The sequence below is a fragment of the Pseudescherichia sp. genome, assembly GCF_031987975.1.
Taxonomy (GTDB): domain Bacteria; phylum Pseudomonadota; class Gammaproteobacteria; order Enterobacterales; family Enterobacteriaceae; genus Pseudescherichia.
The window spans coordinates 1-14,747 of sequence record NZ_DALZYX010000002.1 but is presented as its reverse complement, the minus strand read 5'-3'; the positions used below and the strand labels follow the sequence as shown (position 1 = coordinate 14,747).

The window sequence follows — 14,747 nt, the reverse complement described above, 5'->3', positions numbered from 1 at the left end:
GCTTAGCTCCTTGCCTGCAGGAGCGCAAGGGTGCGCTGCATTTCGTTGAAGACGATGTTAAGACCTTCATCGAACCCCATGCCGGGCTTAATTAACATGCGCATGGGACGAGCGGCGAGGGCAACGTGAACGCAGGTTCTGGCGCTCACCTCCGTCTCGTTACAGGTTCCGCCCTGGTAGGCTTCCATGCCGTGCTTGTTACAGTAGAGCACCGCATCAACAATGTTGTGAATGCTGCCCAGATCGGGGGTTTTGATCTGCACCATGTGACAGCTGCCAGCGTCGGTAAAGTCAACAATATCCTGATAGGTATTGCACCACTCGTCGGCAACGATCTTGACTCCGGAGCCGAGCTTCGTCAGCTCGCGGGTGATCGCCGTCATGATGCGGATCTGATCGGCTTTGTTACCCGCGTCCACCGGTCCCTCAATATAGAGAGGCAGACCCTGAGTCTCCTTTTCAAGGCTGGCAATATAATGCGCGCAGCGCCGCGGATCCTGATCGAAGATCAGGCCGATAGTGCCGTAGACGTCAATATGCAGGGTAGGGTGGTAGCGCGGAGTGGTGCGCAGGGTCATCACGCGGTTTGCCAGCCAGCGCACATATTCACGCAGCTTTTCGCCGTCGTAGCCCAGCTTCTCTTCCACATTGTTGATCAGCGCATGGGGCAGGACGTTAACGCCTTTGAGGATCATTTTATCGACGGCGATGTAGCGGTCATCTCCGCTCTGGCCAAACAGTGGGATCGGCTCGGCAACGGTAGGCAACTGCCACTCATCGGCGATAACGTCCATTTTTAGCCGTCCCGTTGCCAGCGCGGTGGCATCCAGCAGCGCTTGCGACAGGCCATAGCGAACCGCAGTATGCAGTGGCTTACCCTCAATACGCAGGTTGTCAAAAAAGCGTGCGTTGGGCAGGAAAGCCCGCACGTCACGACCTTCCAGCAGCGGCTTAATATGATCGTTGAGCCATGGAATAAAGGTTGCCGCCAGAAAAAGGGGATCGCGTCCACCTGCCCCGGAGTACTGCACCGCCGCACAGTCACCCATGGCAACGGTCCCGTTCTCCAGGATCAGCTGCACGCAGACGCACTCTCCGGCCTGGCGCACCGAGGTAAAGCCCGGCGTCACCGGTTGGCCGGTGTAGATAAAGCCATCATGGCCTGCACCGTCTTTAATCGCTTGCTGATCGTCAAAATAGAAGGAGGAGTAGCCCGCGGTAAAAAGCGCCTGTTTAATTTTCATTCTGGTCTTCCTATTAACTTGCTGTGGGATACGGCATTGATATCGTCAACCACCATCTGAAATGAGGCAGGGCGGCCTTCAAAGCGGGCGCGTTCGGCAACAAAGTCGTGGTGCATGGCCAGGATGTCATCCGGGAGCGGTACGGCACCGGCCTCCAGGATGCGGATAGCGCCTGCGTTATCACGCACCGGGGTCATCTTGCCTGCGTTACAGGCTGCCGGTGCGAAGGGGATATCCAGCACGCCAGCTTCAAAGGCCAACACCGTGCCGCGGGCGATATCACCGTTTCCGAGGGCAAATACGCGATCCAGTACGGCGCGCACCTCGCGCTTGATAAGCTCCACCTCAAGATCGACGGCGCGGCAGGCCGGGAAGGGCTGATCGCGGACCATGTTAAGCATCTGGCGCGACGCCTTTAGCCCCTGGGCGTTAGCGGCGGCGGTAGGAATACCGAAGGCTTCATGCGGGCTTTTGGTGATGACTTTGGTTGCCCCCGCCATTCCTGCAACGGCTGCGCCCCAGGCGATGACGGCAAACGCTTTTGATTCATCCTCCGGAAAACCGCCCATCCATTGATGAAAGACGGTGCTCAGCTCATAGCTTTCATGGCCTTGCTGGCGGAAATAGTCGTGGGATAGCTCGCGCAGCGCTTTCACGGCGGCCACGTCCTGAGTCAGGCTCCCCACCTGGCCATAGCCAACGGTAATGGATCGCACGCCCTGCTCCAGGGCCAGTAAACCTTCAATAATGGCCACCGCGTGCGACATAAATGGCGGGATCAGCGTGCCGGTCAGGGGGCCGAAAGGCTCACGGTTGATACGGATACCGTGCTCTTCATACAGGCCAATCAGGCGGTCGCAGTACTGCCAGTCGCGCAGGGATTTTTCGAGCGTGACCCGTTTTGCGTAGGGAATGTTGTAGGAGATGCCGCCCCCCTCGTAGCTGGTAAAACCACTGGCGATGGAGATCTCAGCCAGCAGGCGTGCGTCAGGGGTGCCATGCCGGACCTGCAACGGTTTCTCCAGGGATTCAGTCAGGCGGCGGCAGGCGGCAACGCCGTGGTTAACCACCGGAAGCCCGTTGAGTTTTGAGGTGCCCGCCTCAAGTGATTTTTGAATGCCCACCGCGGCATCTTCGTAGCGGTTCAGGCGTGTGTAGGCATCTATGGTGGTGGGCAGAAGATCGCACTCCTGCTCCAGCACCTTCAGTAGCGCGATGTGCTCATCCAGCAGCGCTACGCCCGCGCGGGGCTGGCTGAGGGTGACACCTTCTGCATCTGCAATGCGCAGCGCACGGGCAAAGTTTTTGGCCTGCGGGATGGTCTGCTGGTACTTTACGCCATCCTCAAAATGGGTAACGTCTTGTCCGGTAGGCCAGGTTTCCAGAACGCCTTTCCGCTCAGACATAAAATCGTCATGAGTTATCTTTTTATTGCTGAGTTCCATTCGTTGCTACCTTGCGTTTGGGGTTAAACAGTGAATGCTGGCGAGCGCAGCCGCCTGCGGGTAGAGACGTGCGGCATTAGCCAGCAGAGGGATCAGGCCTTTTTCATCGCGGTAGTAGTCGAAATGCTCGGGCAGCAGGATCCGGTTGCCACGGGCATCGAGTTCGCGATATTTAAGCCAGCGATGAATATCAAACGCCGCCGCACGGGATAGCCAGCCGCCGAAGCCAACTACCTTGCGTACCGGGGTGAGGTCGCGTCCAATCTGCAGATCGACCGTGCCAGCGCAGGTCGCCACCGCTTTTTTTGTTCCCGCATGGCGTTCGCTGGCATAGGCCACGCATAGCCCGGCCAGCAGGGCATCGAAACGGTGCTCTTCAGGACTGGCAGGCAGGGAGCCAGGACAGGCAACGAGCTTGTCGAGGTAGCGATAGAACGCGGCATGCTGCTCGGGCTGTGAGGCGAGAAGCGTGTCGATAAGCGCACGCGTGCTCTCTCCCACTACCGCAGCAGAGACCCGCATCCCTAAGTCGCCCTCAACGGTGCGTTTTACAAAAGGTTCAGGCAGGCCGGGAAGCACGGTGTCCGGCGAGAGGATATTGGCGCAGGCGGAGTAAACGTCGGTTGTCGCGCCCCCCATATCAATGAGCATGAACGCCTGCCAGGCATCGTCATGCTGGCTCATTAGCTTAACCAGCTCAAACACCGTCCATGGCGTAGGCATGGGAGCCTCACCCGTTTCATCTACGATGACGTCCAGCCCTTTTCCTTTCACAATGTGGGAGAGGAAAATGTCACAGATTGCCTGGCGGGCAGGGAGCGGGTTGGGCGAATCCAGCTCGGGCAGGATGTTATCCACTACGGTCAGCTGCTTATAGGCCAGCAGCTGCTGAACCTCATGCTGAATGTCACGATTCCCGGCGTAAACAATTGCACACTCCAGCCCGGATGCGGCAAGCAGGCGCGCATTGTCCAGCCCGTAGCGCGTCTCTCCGCCGTCGGTTCCTCCGGCGAACAGCAGGATATCGGGCGGGGAGGCCTCAAGCTGGCGAATATCCTGAGGCGTCAGCTTGTAGGCATAATAGTGAGTGATTTTTGCGCCTGCCGAATGGGCCGTTATCTTTGCTGCTTCAAGGGTTATGGAAGGTACTAAACCCATTGCGGCGACGGCCAGCCCACCTTTAGCAGAAGAGGAGTATTTAAGCGTGACGTCACCGCGTCTGAGCAGCGGTCTGGCATCCGTCACCTCCAGCAGCTGATTGAGACTGGCGAAAAAACCGTCGGCAAGATGGTGAGTCGTGGTTGGCGTGACCGCCTGGTTAAGAAGCCTGAGGTGACGATCGCCTTCGATTTCAAACAGTGCGGCCTTGGTCCAGGTCGATCCAATATCGACAGATATCGTACGCATTACGCAACCTCTTCCGGCTGCTGGCGGCGATGAGTTAATTTATTGTTAATATCATTAGCGATTAATTGACAAACATCTTCCAGATCGTGGCTCGGGGAAAAAACACGATCGAAACCCATGGTGTTAAATTTGTTCTCAACCTCAGCAAAATCATGTTTACCGACCACTAAATTGCCGCCGACGTAAAGGAGGATCTCGCCAACCCCGCGTTCGATGCAGCGTTCACGTAAACCCAGGCAGTCAATGTCGCCGTGACCGTATATAGAGGAGACCACAATTGCATCGGCCCCGGTTTCGATAGCGGCGTCAATGTACTCATCCTGACTGACCATCACGCCGAGGTTGATCACCCGAAAGTCGTGGGCGGTAAAAACGCGGTCCAGAACCTTGTTGCCGACGGCATGGCAGTCGGCACCAATTACGCCAATGACAAGCGTTGATTTTTTCATGGGGCATCCTCTAATAATTTGTCGCTAAGATGAGAGTCAATCAGGCCTAAAGACATAAAGGCTTTGGAGTTGCGGAAAGTGTGAGGGGAGGGGGAGGGAGAGGCAATTGATCTATTTTCAAAAGGTCTTTCTTCAAAAGGGTTATTTTATTGATTCTTAAATTAAATTACTTTAAAAACAAGTGGTTGTGAATTTTTGAATAACAGTTTTAATAATTTTTTGACCTGTGCTTTTGTTTATATTAATGATAAATTGTGAGGCGGTACGAAAAATAAAGAATTATTTTTTTCTGGCGTGTGGGTAAGTATTTGGTAAGTTTTAACCACAATTATAATTAACTGAAATGTATTTCCCCATTCATTATTAACAAAGCGTAGCATGAACATGACTGCGTCATTACGACCATATTTTTAACCATCACACTTTTATTGGAACATATTGTTAACATATTTTTCACCAGAAGAGCTATGAGGACACATAATTAACAATTACGGCCAAAAATTGATTTAGATCAATATTTAAAACATGGAAAAAATTTCTAAAAGTCGTTAAATTGTCGCTGATCAAAATGGTCGAAAAGTTGTAAACTGGCGATAAATTGATCCCCGTCGAAAAACGTAAAAAAGGTTTATTAAAAACCTATTTATTGTAAGGGATTTGCGGCGTAATATATCGCGAGATCAATTTGGGCTTTTTATTAACCTGTCTGTAACTTTTCGTTGCGGCTGAGCTTTTTTAGCGCCTCAGCAGCAGTGAAAAGCAAAAGATAATTTTGTATTGGGGCATGTGTGCGGACCCTCTCTAACGGGGTTTGCTATCGAAGTCTTCATGCGATGCGCAAGGAGTCATGATGTTAGATATAGTCGAACTGTCACGCTTGCAGTTTGCCTTAACCGCGATGTACCACTTCCTGTTTGTTCCTTTAACGCTCGGTATGGCGTTTCTGCTGGCAATCATGGAAACGGTCTACGTTCTTTCCGGCAAACAAATCTATAAAGATATGACCAAGTTCTGGGGCAAGTTGTTTGGTATCAACTTTGCGCTGGGCGTGGCCACCGGTCTGACCATGGAGTTCCAGTTCGGGACTAACTGGTCCTATTACTCTCACTACGTAGGCGATATCTTTGGTGCACCGCTGGCCATTGAAGGTCTGATGGCATTCTTCCTTGAATCCACCTTTGTTGGCCTCTTCTTCTTTGGCTGGGATCGCTTAGGCAAAGTGCAGCATATGGCGGTGACCTGGCTGGTGGCGCTGGGTTCTAACCTCTCTGCTCTGTGGATCCTGGTAGCAAACGGCTGGATGCAGAACCCGATTGCATCGGACTTCAACTTCGAAACCATGCGCATGGAGATGGTGAGCTTCTCTGAGCTGGTGCTTAACCCAGTCGCTCAGGTGAAGTTTGTGCACACCGTGGCGGCGGGCTATACCTGCGGCGCGATGTTTATCCTTGGCATTAGCTCCTACTATCTGCTGCGCGGCCGCGATGTGGCGTTCGCCAAGCGCTCCTTTGCGATTGCCGCCAGCTTCGGCATGGCTGCCGTGCTCTCTGTTATCGTGCTGGGCGATGAGTCTGGCTATGAGATGGGCGACGTGCAGAAAACCAAACTGGCTGCTATTGAAGCCGAGTGGGAGACCCAGCCGGCTCCGGCGGCGTTTACCCTGTTTGGTATTCCGGATCAGGACAAGCAAGAGAACAATTTTGCCATTCAGATCCCGTATGCATTGGGTATTATCGCTACGCGCTCCGTTGATACGCCGGTTATCGGTCTGAAAGACCTGATGGTGCAGCATGAAGAGCGTATCCGTAACGGGATGAAGGCTTATCAGCTGCTTGAAGAGCTGCGCGCAGGCTCCACCGATCAGAACGTGCGCGACCAGTTTAACAGCATGAAGAAAGACCTCGGCTACGGCATGCTGCTGAAGCGCTACACGCCTAACGTCACCGATGCCACCGAAGACCAGATCAAACAGGCTACGCAGGACTCTATCCCGCGCGTTGCGCCGCTCTACTTTGCGTTCCGTATCATGGTGGCCTGCGGCGTACTGATGCTGCTGATCTTTGCAGTCTCCTTCTGGACCGTTTGCCGTAACCGTATCGGCAGCAAATCCTGGCTGCTGCGTGCCGCGCTGTACGGTATCCCGCTGCCGTGGATTGCTATCGAGACCGGCTGGTTCGTTGCAGAGTATGGCCGTCAGCCATGGGCGATTGGTGAGGTGCTGCCGACCGCTGTGGCTAACTCCTCGCTGACAGTAGGCGATCTGCTGTTCTCTATGATCCTTATCTGCGGACTCTATACGCTGTTTATGGTGGCGGAAGTCTTCCTGATGTTTAAGTTTGCACGCCTTGGGCCGAGCAGTCTGAAAACGGGTCGTTATCACTACGAGCAGGCTAACGTTGAGACCGATACTCAGTATGGGCAGCCCACCGTTGCTTCTCAGCCGGCACGCTAAGACAGGAGTCGTCAAATGATTGATTATGAAGTATTACGTTTTATCTGGTGGCTGCTGGTTGGCATTCTGCTGATTGGCTTTGCGGTCACCGACGGCTGGGATATGGGCGTGGGGATGTTAACCCGCTTCCTGGGGCGTAACGACACCGAACGCCGTATTATGATCAACTCCATTGCTCCGCACTGGGACGGTAACCAGGTGTGGCTGATCACCGCAGGCGGCGCGCTGTTCGCTGCCTGGCCGATGGTCTACGCCGCCGCCTTCTCCGGTTTCTATGTGGCGATGATCCTGGTGCTGGCCTCGCTCTTCTTCCGTCCGGTCGGTTTTGACTACCGCTCCAAGATTGAAGATCCGCGCTGGCGTAACATGTGGGACTGGGGCATCTTTATCGGCAGCTTCGTGCCGCCGCTGGTAATTGGCGTTGCCTTCGGTAACCTGCTGCAGGGCGTACCCTTCCATATGGATGAGTATATGCGCCTCTTCTATACCGGTAACTTCTTCCAGCTCCTGAATCCGTTTGGTCTGCTGGCTGGCGTAGTGAGCGTGGCGATGATCCTGACGCAGGGGGCAACCTACCTGCAGATGCGTACCGCAGGCGAAGTGTATGTGCGCTCCCGTGCGATCACGCAGGTGACGGCGCTAGTGACCATGGTCTGCTTCGCGCTGGCAGGGGTATGGGTTATGTTCGGTATCGATGGTTATGTGGTGACCTCTACGATCGATCATCACGCTGCGTCGAACCCGCTAACCAAGCAGGTGGCGCGTGAAGCCGGTGCCTGGCTGGTGAACTTCAACAACACGCCGATCCTGTGGGCGATCCCGGCCCTGGGCGTTGTGCTGCCGCTGTTTACCTTTGTTGCCGGTCGTCTGAACAGATCGGCATGGGCGTTCCTCTTCTCGTCCCTGACGCTGGCCTGCATCATCCTGACCGCAGGCATTGCGCTGTTCCCGTTCATTATGCCGTCCAGCACGGTGCTGAACGCCAGCCTGACCATGTGGGATGCGACATCAAGCCAGATGACGCTCAACCTGATGACCTGGGTGGCTGCGGTCTTCGTGCCGATTATTCTGCTCTACTCCTCATGGTGCTACTGGAAAATGTTCGGTCGCATTACCAAAGAGCATATTGAAAGCAACACGCACTCTCTGTACTAAGTAAGGAGCATACAATGTGGTATTTCGCATGGATTTTAGGAACGCTTCTTGCTTGTGCATTTGGCGTGATTACCGCCCTGGCGCTGGAGCACGTTGAAGCGACCCAGGCAGGTAAAGAAAAAGCATGATGGAACCTATTATCGCAAAACTCTATGCGGTAATGGATAAGGGCCCGCTCAGGGCCCTTTCCTTAGTGATGGCGCTGGTGCTGGCAGGCTGCATGTTCTGGGATCCCACCCGCTTTGCAGCAAAGACCAGCGAGCTGGCAATCTGGCATGGTCTGCTAATGATGTGGGCCGTCTGCGCAGGCGTGATCCACGGGGTTGGGTTCCGTCCGAAAGCCGTTCACTGGCAGGGCATCTTCTGCCCGCTTATCGCCGATATCGTCCTTGCTATTGGGCTTATCTTTTTCTTCTTTTGAATGAGAAATGTCCGTTAACGATATGGGCTTTCATAAGCCCATAAATTTTTACGCTGCGTTTACTTCAACCCATTCCAAACCACCTTTCCCCCGCGTATAGTAGCAGCGTTTGAAGGCTCTACTTATATTGCATTACCGGGATGTAAAGTGAATACAACGTTATTTAAGTGGCCGGTTCGTGTCTACTATGAAGATACCGATGCCGGTGGTGTGGTTTACCACGCCAGCTACGTCGCTTTTTACGAGAGAGCACGCACGGAGATGCTGCGACATCACCACTTTAGCCAGCAGGTTTTGTTGGCAGAGCGTGTAGCATTCGTAGTACGCAAGATGACGCTGGAGTATTTTGCAGCCGCCAGACTCGACGATATGCTCGAAGTCCAAACGGAAATTACATCAATGCGTGGAACCTCTCTGGTCTTCACGCAGCGGATCGTCAATGCAGAGAATAACGTGCTGAACGAAGCTGAGGTACTGATTGTCTGCGTTGATCCACTCTTAATGAAGCCTCGTGCGCTTCCCAAGTCTATTGTCGCGGAGTTTAAGCAGTGACTGACATGAACATCCTTGATTTGTTCCTGAAGGCAAGCCTTCTGGTCAAACTTATCATGTTGATTTTGATTGGTTTTTCTATCGCATCCTGGGCAATCATTATTCAGCGAACGCGTATTCTTAACGCGGCTACCCGTGAAGCCGAAGGGTTCGAGGACAAATTCTGGTCCGGTATCGAGCTTTCCCGTCTCTATCAGGAGAGCCAGGGACGCCGTGAAAACCTGGCCGGCTCAGAGCAGATTTTCTATAGCGGATTTAAAGAGTTTGCCCGCCTGCACAGGGCGAACAGCCATGCGCCAGAAGCGATCGTGGAAGGGGCATCTCGCGCAATGCGTATCTCCATGAACCGCGAGCTGGAGACGCTGGAGACGCACATTCCGTTCCTTGGGACTGTAGGCTCCATCAGCCCGTATATCGGCCTGTTCGGTACGGTGTGGGGGATTATGCACGCCTTTATCGCGCTGGGCGCGGTGAAGCAGGCGACGCTGCAGATGGTTGCGCCGGGGATTGCGGAAGCGCTGATCGCTACCGCTATCGGCCTGTTTGCCGCTATCCCTGCGGTGATGGCCTATAACCGTCTGAACCAACGCGTCAACAAGCTTGAGCTGAGCTACGACAACTTTATGGAAGAGTTCACCGCAATTCTGCATCGTCAGGCGTTTACCAGCACCGAGAGCAATAAGGGGTAAGCCATGGCCAGAACACGCGGTCGGGGTCGTCGTGAGCTGAAGTCCGAGATCAATATTGTACCGTTACTCGACGTATTGCTGGTGCTGCTGCTGATCTTTATGGCGACGGCACCCATCATCACGCAGAGCGTAGAGGTGGACCTACCGGATGCGACCGAGTCGCAAACCGTCAGCTCCAATGACGACCCACCGGTTATCATTGAGGTTTCCGGCGTGGGTCAGTACAGCGTGGTAGTGGAAAAAGATCGTATGGATCAGCTGCCGCCGGAGCAGGTGATTGCCGAAGCGCAACGTCGCCTGCAATCCAATCCGAAAACGGTCTTCTTAATCGGTGGCGCAAAAGAAGTGCCCTACGATGAAATAATTAAAGCGCTGAACCTGCTCCATAGCGCGGGTGTGAAGTCGGTTGGCTTAATGACCCAGCCTATTTAATCCGCTGCTGAGCAGGCAGACAGTTTTTGGGAACCGAGAGTGTCAAAGGCAACCGAACAAAACGACAAGCTTAAACGGGCAATTATTATTTCAGCAGTGCTGCACGTCATTCTGTTTGCAGCGCTGATCTGGAGCTCGTTTGATGAGCATATAGATGCCTCTGCGGGCGGTGGCGGTGGCTCGGCCATTGACGCCGTTATGGTCGATCCCGGTGCGGTCGTGCAGCAGTACAATCGCCAGCAGCAGCAGCAGGCAAGCGCGAAGCGTGCAGAAGAGCAGCGTGAAAAGCAGGCGCAACAGCAGGCGGAAGAGCTGCGTGAAAAGCAGGCCGCCGAGCAGGAGCGTCTGAAGCAGCTGGAAAAAGAGCGCTTACAGGCTCAGGAGCAGGCCCGCGAGCAGGCCCAGCAGCAGAAACAGGCTGAAGAGGCGGCAAAGCAGGCGCAAGAGAAACAGAAGCAGGCTGAAGAAGCCGCGGCAAAGGCGGCGGCTGACGCGAAAGCGCAGGCCGATGCCCAGGCGAAGGCAGCAGAAGAGGCGGCACAAAAAGCCGCAGCGGATGCGAAAGCCAAAGCCGTAGCCGAGGCAAAAGTCGCGGCCGACGCGGCGAAAAAAGCCGCAGCGGATGCACAGAAGAAAGCCGAAGCCGAGGCGGCGAAGAAGGCACAGCAGGACGCCGAGAAGAAAGCCCAGGCCGATGCCGCTAAGCAGGCAGCGGAGAAAGCCGCTGCTGAAAAAGCGGCCGCAGCTGCCGAGAAGGCTGCCGCTGCGAAAGCGGCGGCGGCAGAAAAAGCGGCTGCCGAGAAGAAAGCCGCTGCTGAAAAGGCGGCTGAAGAGAAAGCCGCCGCCGCCGCCGAGAAGGCCGCCGCTGCGAAAGCCGCTGCGGCAGAAAAAGCGGCCGCTGAGAAGAAAGCCGCCGCTGAAAAAGCGGCTGCGGATAAAGCGGCGGCAGCCAAAGCCGCTGCGGCGAAAAAAGCCGCAGCAGCTGAGAAAGCGGCTGCGTCAGACGTTGACGACCTTTTCGGTGACCTGAGTTCAGGTAAGAATGCGCCGAAAACCGGCGGCGGCGCGAAAGGAAATAACGCAGCGCCAGCCGGAAGTGGTAGTACTAAAAACAATGGCGCGTCGGGTGCGGATATCAGCAACTACGCCGGGATGATCAAGTCAGCGATCGAGACTAAGTTTTATGACGCTTCGTCGTACGCGGGCAAAACCTGTACGCTGCGCATAAAACTGGCCCCGGATGGTTTGCTATTAGATATTCAGTCCGAAGGTGGCGATCCTGCGCTCTGTCAGGCTGCATTAGCCGCAGCACGTCAGGCGAAGATCCCGAAACCGCCGAGCCAGGCCGTTTACGAAGTGTTTAAAAATGCTCCACTGGACTTTAAACCTTAGGTTACACTTTCCCCACGTAAAGGTGGAAAGGGTACTACTGTTTCCACTGGGCTGTGGTCATTTTGGATATTGAGTTTGTTAACATTCTGCTAAATTATCGCGGGTTTATCGCCCGGATAAGGGAGATGAGATGAAGCAGGCATTACGTGTAGTGTTTGGTTTTTTGGTGCTTTGGGCGGCAGTGCTGCACGCGGAAGTGCGCATTGAGATTACCCAGGGCGTAGATTCAGCACGCCCGATTGGCGTGGTTCCTTTCCAGTGGGCGGGCCCTGGCGCTGCGCCTGAAGATATCGGCGGCATCGTTGGCGCTGACCTGCGCAACAGCGGCAAGTTCAATCCGTTGGACCGCTCTCGTCTGCCGCAGCAGCCGGGCAGCGCTCAGGAAGTTCAGCCTGCAGCCTGGTCTGCGCTGGGCATTGATGCCGTTGTCGTTGGGCAGGTAACCCCTAACCCGGATGGCAGCTATAACGTGGCCTACCAGCTGGTTGATACCGGCGGTGCGCCGGGAACCGTGCTGGCTCAGAACTCCTACAAGGTCAATAAGCAGTGGCTGCGCTATGCGGGCCATACTGCCAGCGACGAAGTCTTCGAGAAGCTGACCGGTATCAAAGGTGCGTTCCGTACCCGTATTGCTTACGTTGTGCAGACCAACGGCGGCCAGTTCCCGTATGAGCTGCGCGTCTCTGACTACGATGGTTACAACCAGTTCGTTGTGCACCGTTCACCGCAGCCGCTGATGTCACCGTCATGGTCTCCGGACGGCAGCAAGCTGGCCTACGTGACCTTTGAGAGTGGTCGTTCTGCGCTTGTTATCCAGACGCTGGCTAACCGTGCTGTACGTCAGGTTGCTTCGTTCCCGCGTCATAACGGTGCACCGGCGTTCTCTCCGGACGGTACCAAGCTGGCGTTTGCCCTGTCGAAAACCGGCAGCCTGAACCTCTATGTGATGGATATCGGCTCTGGCCAGATCCGCCAGATCACCGACGGTCGCAGCAACAACACCGAGCCGACCTGGTTCCCGGACAGCCAAAACCTGGCCTTTACCTCTGACCAGGCCGGTCGTCCACAAATTTATAAAATGAACATCAACGGCGGTGCTCCACAGCGCATCACCTGGGAAGGTTCGCAGAATCAGAACGCTGACGTGAGCAGCGACGGTAAAACAATGGTAATGGTCAGCTCCAACGGTGGGCAGCAGCACATTGCCAAACAAGATCTGGTAGCGGGTGGCGTACAGGTTCTGTCGTCAACGTTCCTGGATGAAACGCCAAGTCTGGCACCTAACGGCACTATGGTAATCTACAGCTCTTCTCAGGGGATGGGATCCGTGCTGAATCTGGTTTCTACAGATGGGCGTTTCAAAGCGCGTCTTCCGGCGACTGATGGACAGGTAAAATCACCTGCCTGGTCACCGTATCTGTAATAATAATTAATTGATTACTAAAGGAATCATAGAAATGCAACTGAACAAAGTGCTGAAAGGGCTGATGCTGGCTCTGCCTGTTATGGCAATCGCAGCGTGTTCTTCTAACAAGAACGCAAGCAACGACCAGAGCGGCGAAGGCATGCTGGGTGCCGGCACTGGTATGGACGCAAACGGCAACGGCAGCGCCTCTTCCGAAGAGCAGGCACGTCTGCAGATGCAGCAGCTGCAGCAGAACAACATCGTTTACTTCGATCTGGACAAGTACGATATCCGTTCTGACTTCGCTGCAATGCTGGATGCGCACGCTAACTTCCTGCGTAGCAACCCGTCCTACAAAGTCACCGTAGAAGGTCACGCTGACGAACGTGGTACGCCTGAGTACAACATCTCCCTGGGTGAACGTCGTGCTAACGCCGTTAAAATGTACCTGCAGGGTAAAGGCGTTTCTGCTGACCAGATCTCCATCGTTTCTTACGGTAAAGAGAAACCTGCAGTACTGGGTCACGACGAATCAGCTTACGCTAAAAACCGTCGCGCCGTACTGGTTTACTAAGAGAATTGCATGAGCAGTAACTTCAGACATCATCTGTTGAGTCTGTCGTTACTGGTTGGCATAGCGGCCCCCTGGGCCGCTTTTGCGCAAGCGCCAATCAGTAGTGTCGGCTCAGGCTCGGTTGAAGACCGGGTCACCCAACTTGAGCGCATCTCTAACGCTCACAGCCAGCTTTTAACCCAGCTCCAGCAGCAGCTCTCTGACAACCAATCCGATATTGACTCCCTGCGCGGCCAGATTCAGGAGAGCCAGTATCAGCTGAATCAGATTGTTGAGCGTCAGAAGCAGATCCTGTTGCAGATTGACAGCCTGGGCAGCGGCAGCGCGGCGGCAGCGCAGCCCACGGCAGGCGAGCAGGGCGGGGAGGCTACCGCAACACCCGCGCCGGCAGCGGGGGCAGCAGCCACCAGCACGCCGGTGCAGAGCGGCGATGCCAATACCGACTACAACGCCGCTATCGCGCTGGTGCAGGATAAATCCCGCCAGGACGATGCTATCGCCGCGTTCAGTAGCTTTGTCAAAAATTACCCGGATTCAACTTACATTCCTAACGCCAACTACTGGCTGGGTCAGTTGAATTACAACAAGGGTAAAAAAGACGATGCGGCATTCTACTTTGCTTCCGTCGTTAAAAATTACCCGAAATCACCCAAGGCACCGGACGCGATGTTCAAGGTCGGGGTGATCATGCAGGAGAAAGGGGATACTGCTAAAGCCAAAGCGGTGTATCAGCAGGTGGTAAGCAAATATCCCGGCACCGATGGCGCAAAGCAGGCGCAGAAAAAACTCAGTGCTATGTAATGCATGCGGCATGACCAGATATCGCTCTGTTTCTGGTCTTGTCGAGTGAATCATAAGCAGTTAAGTGATCTCGCTCGAAATTTTAGTTGCGCCGTCTTCATAAATCAGTAATATATGCCGCCGTTGCCACGGGATATCAAACAGCCTGGAAGCAGCGCAAAAAGCAGTAAAATAGTGGGTCGTTAGCTCAGTTGGTAGAGCAGTTGACTTTTAATCAATTGGTCGCAGGTTCGAATCCTGCACGACCCACCACTATTGTTTCAAGTTGTACAGTGGGTGATTAGCTCAGTTGGTAGAGCATCTCCTTTACACGGAGGGGGTCGGCGGTT

15 protein-coding genes and 1 tRNA gene are annotated in these 14,747 nt (G+C 54.6%); 12 read left to right on the top strand and 4 right to left on the bottom strand.

The genetic code is table 11. The features are described 5' to 3' along the window. Positions 1–2: 2 nt before the first annotated feature. Genes RTN40_RS03425 through glmS form a run of 4 tightly spaced genes read right to left on the bottom strand, consistent with a single transcriptional unit; the run spans position 3 to position 4,545 of the window. Positions 3–1,244, bottom strand: coding sequence for a methylaspartate ammonia-lyase (locus tag RTN40_RS03425; protein WP_312227229.1), 1,242 nt, complete (start codon positions 1,242–1,244; stop codon positions 3–5). Beyond that, entirely contained in the window at positions 1,241–2,689 is a 1,449-nt protein-coding gene (locus RTN40_RS03420; protein WP_312227228.1) for a methylaspartate mutase subunit E, read from the bottom strand. Before RTN40_RS03420 ends, RTN40_RS03425 begins: the two co-directional genes overlap by 4 nt. A 6-nt stretch (positions 2,690–2,695) precedes the next feature. Continuing rightward, the gene (gene glmL / locus RTN40_RS03415) at positions 2,696–4,096 is read right to left on the bottom strand and encodes a methylaspartate mutase accessory protein GlmL (RefSeq protein WP_312227227.1); all 1,401 of its coding nucleotides are present in this window, start codon (positions 4,094–4,096) and stop codon (positions 2,696–2,698) included. Then, positions 4,096–4,545 carry a methylaspartate mutase subunit S gene (gene glmS, locus RTN40_RS03410; RefSeq protein ID WP_312227226.1) on the bottom strand — a complete coding sequence of 150 codons (450 nt, stop codon included), beginning with the start codon at positions 4,543–4,545 and terminating at the stop codon, positions 4,096–4,098. The genes glmL and glmS overlap by 1 nt, the downstream gene beginning before the upstream one ends. A gap of 850 nt (positions 4,546–5,395) precedes the next feature. Between glmS and cydA the strand changes: the two genes are divergently transcribed. The 12 genes from cydA (at position 5,396) to RTN40_RS03350 (ending at position 14,670) form a co-directional block, all read left to right on the top strand. Next, positions 5,396–6,997, top strand: coding sequence for a cytochrome ubiquinol oxidase subunit I (gene cydA / locus RTN40_RS03405; protein WP_312227225.1), 1,602 nt, complete (start codon positions 5,396–5,398; stop codon positions 6,995–6,997). A 15-nt stretch (positions 6,998–7,012) separates the two neighbouring features. Beyond that, positions 7,013–8,152 carry a cytochrome d ubiquinol oxidase subunit II gene (gene cydB / locus RTN40_RS03400; RefSeq protein WP_312227224.1) on the top strand — a complete coding sequence of 380 codons (1,140 nt, stop codon included), beginning with the start codon at positions 7,013–7,015 and terminating at the stop codon, positions 8,150–8,152. A gap of 14 nt (positions 8,153–8,166) precedes the next feature. Further along, a complete protein-coding gene (gene cydX, locus RTN40_RS03395) occupies positions 8,167–8,280 on the top strand; it encodes a cytochrome bd-I oxidase subunit CydX (protein WP_103819808.1) in 114 nt (37 codons plus the stop codon). Continuing rightward, positions 8,280–8,573, top strand: coding sequence for a cyd operon protein YbgE (gene ybgE, locus RTN40_RS03390; protein WP_312227630.1), 294 nt, complete (start codon positions 8,280–8,282; stop codon positions 8,571–8,573). The genes cydX and ybgE overlap by 1 nt, the downstream gene beginning before the upstream one ends. A gap of 147 nt (positions 8,574–8,720) precedes the next feature. After that, positions 8,721–9,125 (top strand): tol-pal system-associated acyl-CoA thioesterase, encoded by a 405-nt coding sequence (ybgC, locus tag RTN40_RS03385; RefSeq protein WP_312227223.1) that lies wholly within the window; start codon positions 8,721–8,723, stop codon positions 9,123–9,125. Continuing rightward, positions 9,122–9,814 carry a Tol-Pal system protein TolQ gene (tolQ, locus tag RTN40_RS03380; protein ID WP_103819805.1) on the top strand — a complete coding sequence of 231 codons (693 nt, stop codon included), beginning with the start codon at positions 9,122–9,124 and terminating at the stop codon, positions 9,812–9,814. The genes ybgC and tolQ overlap by 4 nt, the downstream gene beginning before the upstream one ends. Positions 9,815–9,817: 3 nt before the next feature. Next, entirely contained in the window at positions 9,818–10,246 is a 429-nt protein-coding gene (gene tolR / locus RTN40_RS03375) for a colicin uptake protein TolR (protein WP_103819804.1), read from the top strand. Positions 10,247–10,285: 39 nt separating this feature from the next. Then, positions 10,286–11,638, top strand: coding sequence for a cell envelope integrity protein TolA (gene tolA, locus RTN40_RS03370; protein ID WP_312227222.1), 1,353 nt, complete (start codon positions 10,286–10,288; stop codon positions 11,636–11,638). 130 nt (positions 11,639–11,768) lie between these two features. Beyond that, positions 11,769–13,061, top strand: coding sequence for a Tol-Pal system beta propeller repeat protein TolB (tolB, locus tag RTN40_RS03365; protein WP_312227221.1), 1,293 nt, complete (start codon positions 11,769–11,771; stop codon positions 13,059–13,061). A gap of 34 nt (positions 13,062–13,095) precedes the next feature. Then, on the top strand, positions 13,096–13,617 hold the full coding sequence (gene pal, locus RTN40_RS03360; protein WP_312227220.1) for a peptidoglycan-associated lipoprotein Pal: 522 nt from the start codon (positions 13,096–13,098) through the stop codon (positions 13,615–13,617). A gap of 9 nt (positions 13,618–13,626) precedes the next feature. Beyond that, positions 13,627–14,418 (top strand): cell division protein CpoB, encoded by a 792-nt coding sequence (gene cpoB / locus RTN40_RS03355; RefSeq protein WP_312227219.1) that lies wholly within the window; start codon positions 13,627–13,629, stop codon positions 14,416–14,418. 176 nt (positions 14,419–14,594) lie between these two features. After that, positions 14,595–14,670 (top strand) — tRNA-Lys (locus RTN40_RS03350). Positions 14,671–14,747: the final 77 nt, after the last annotated feature.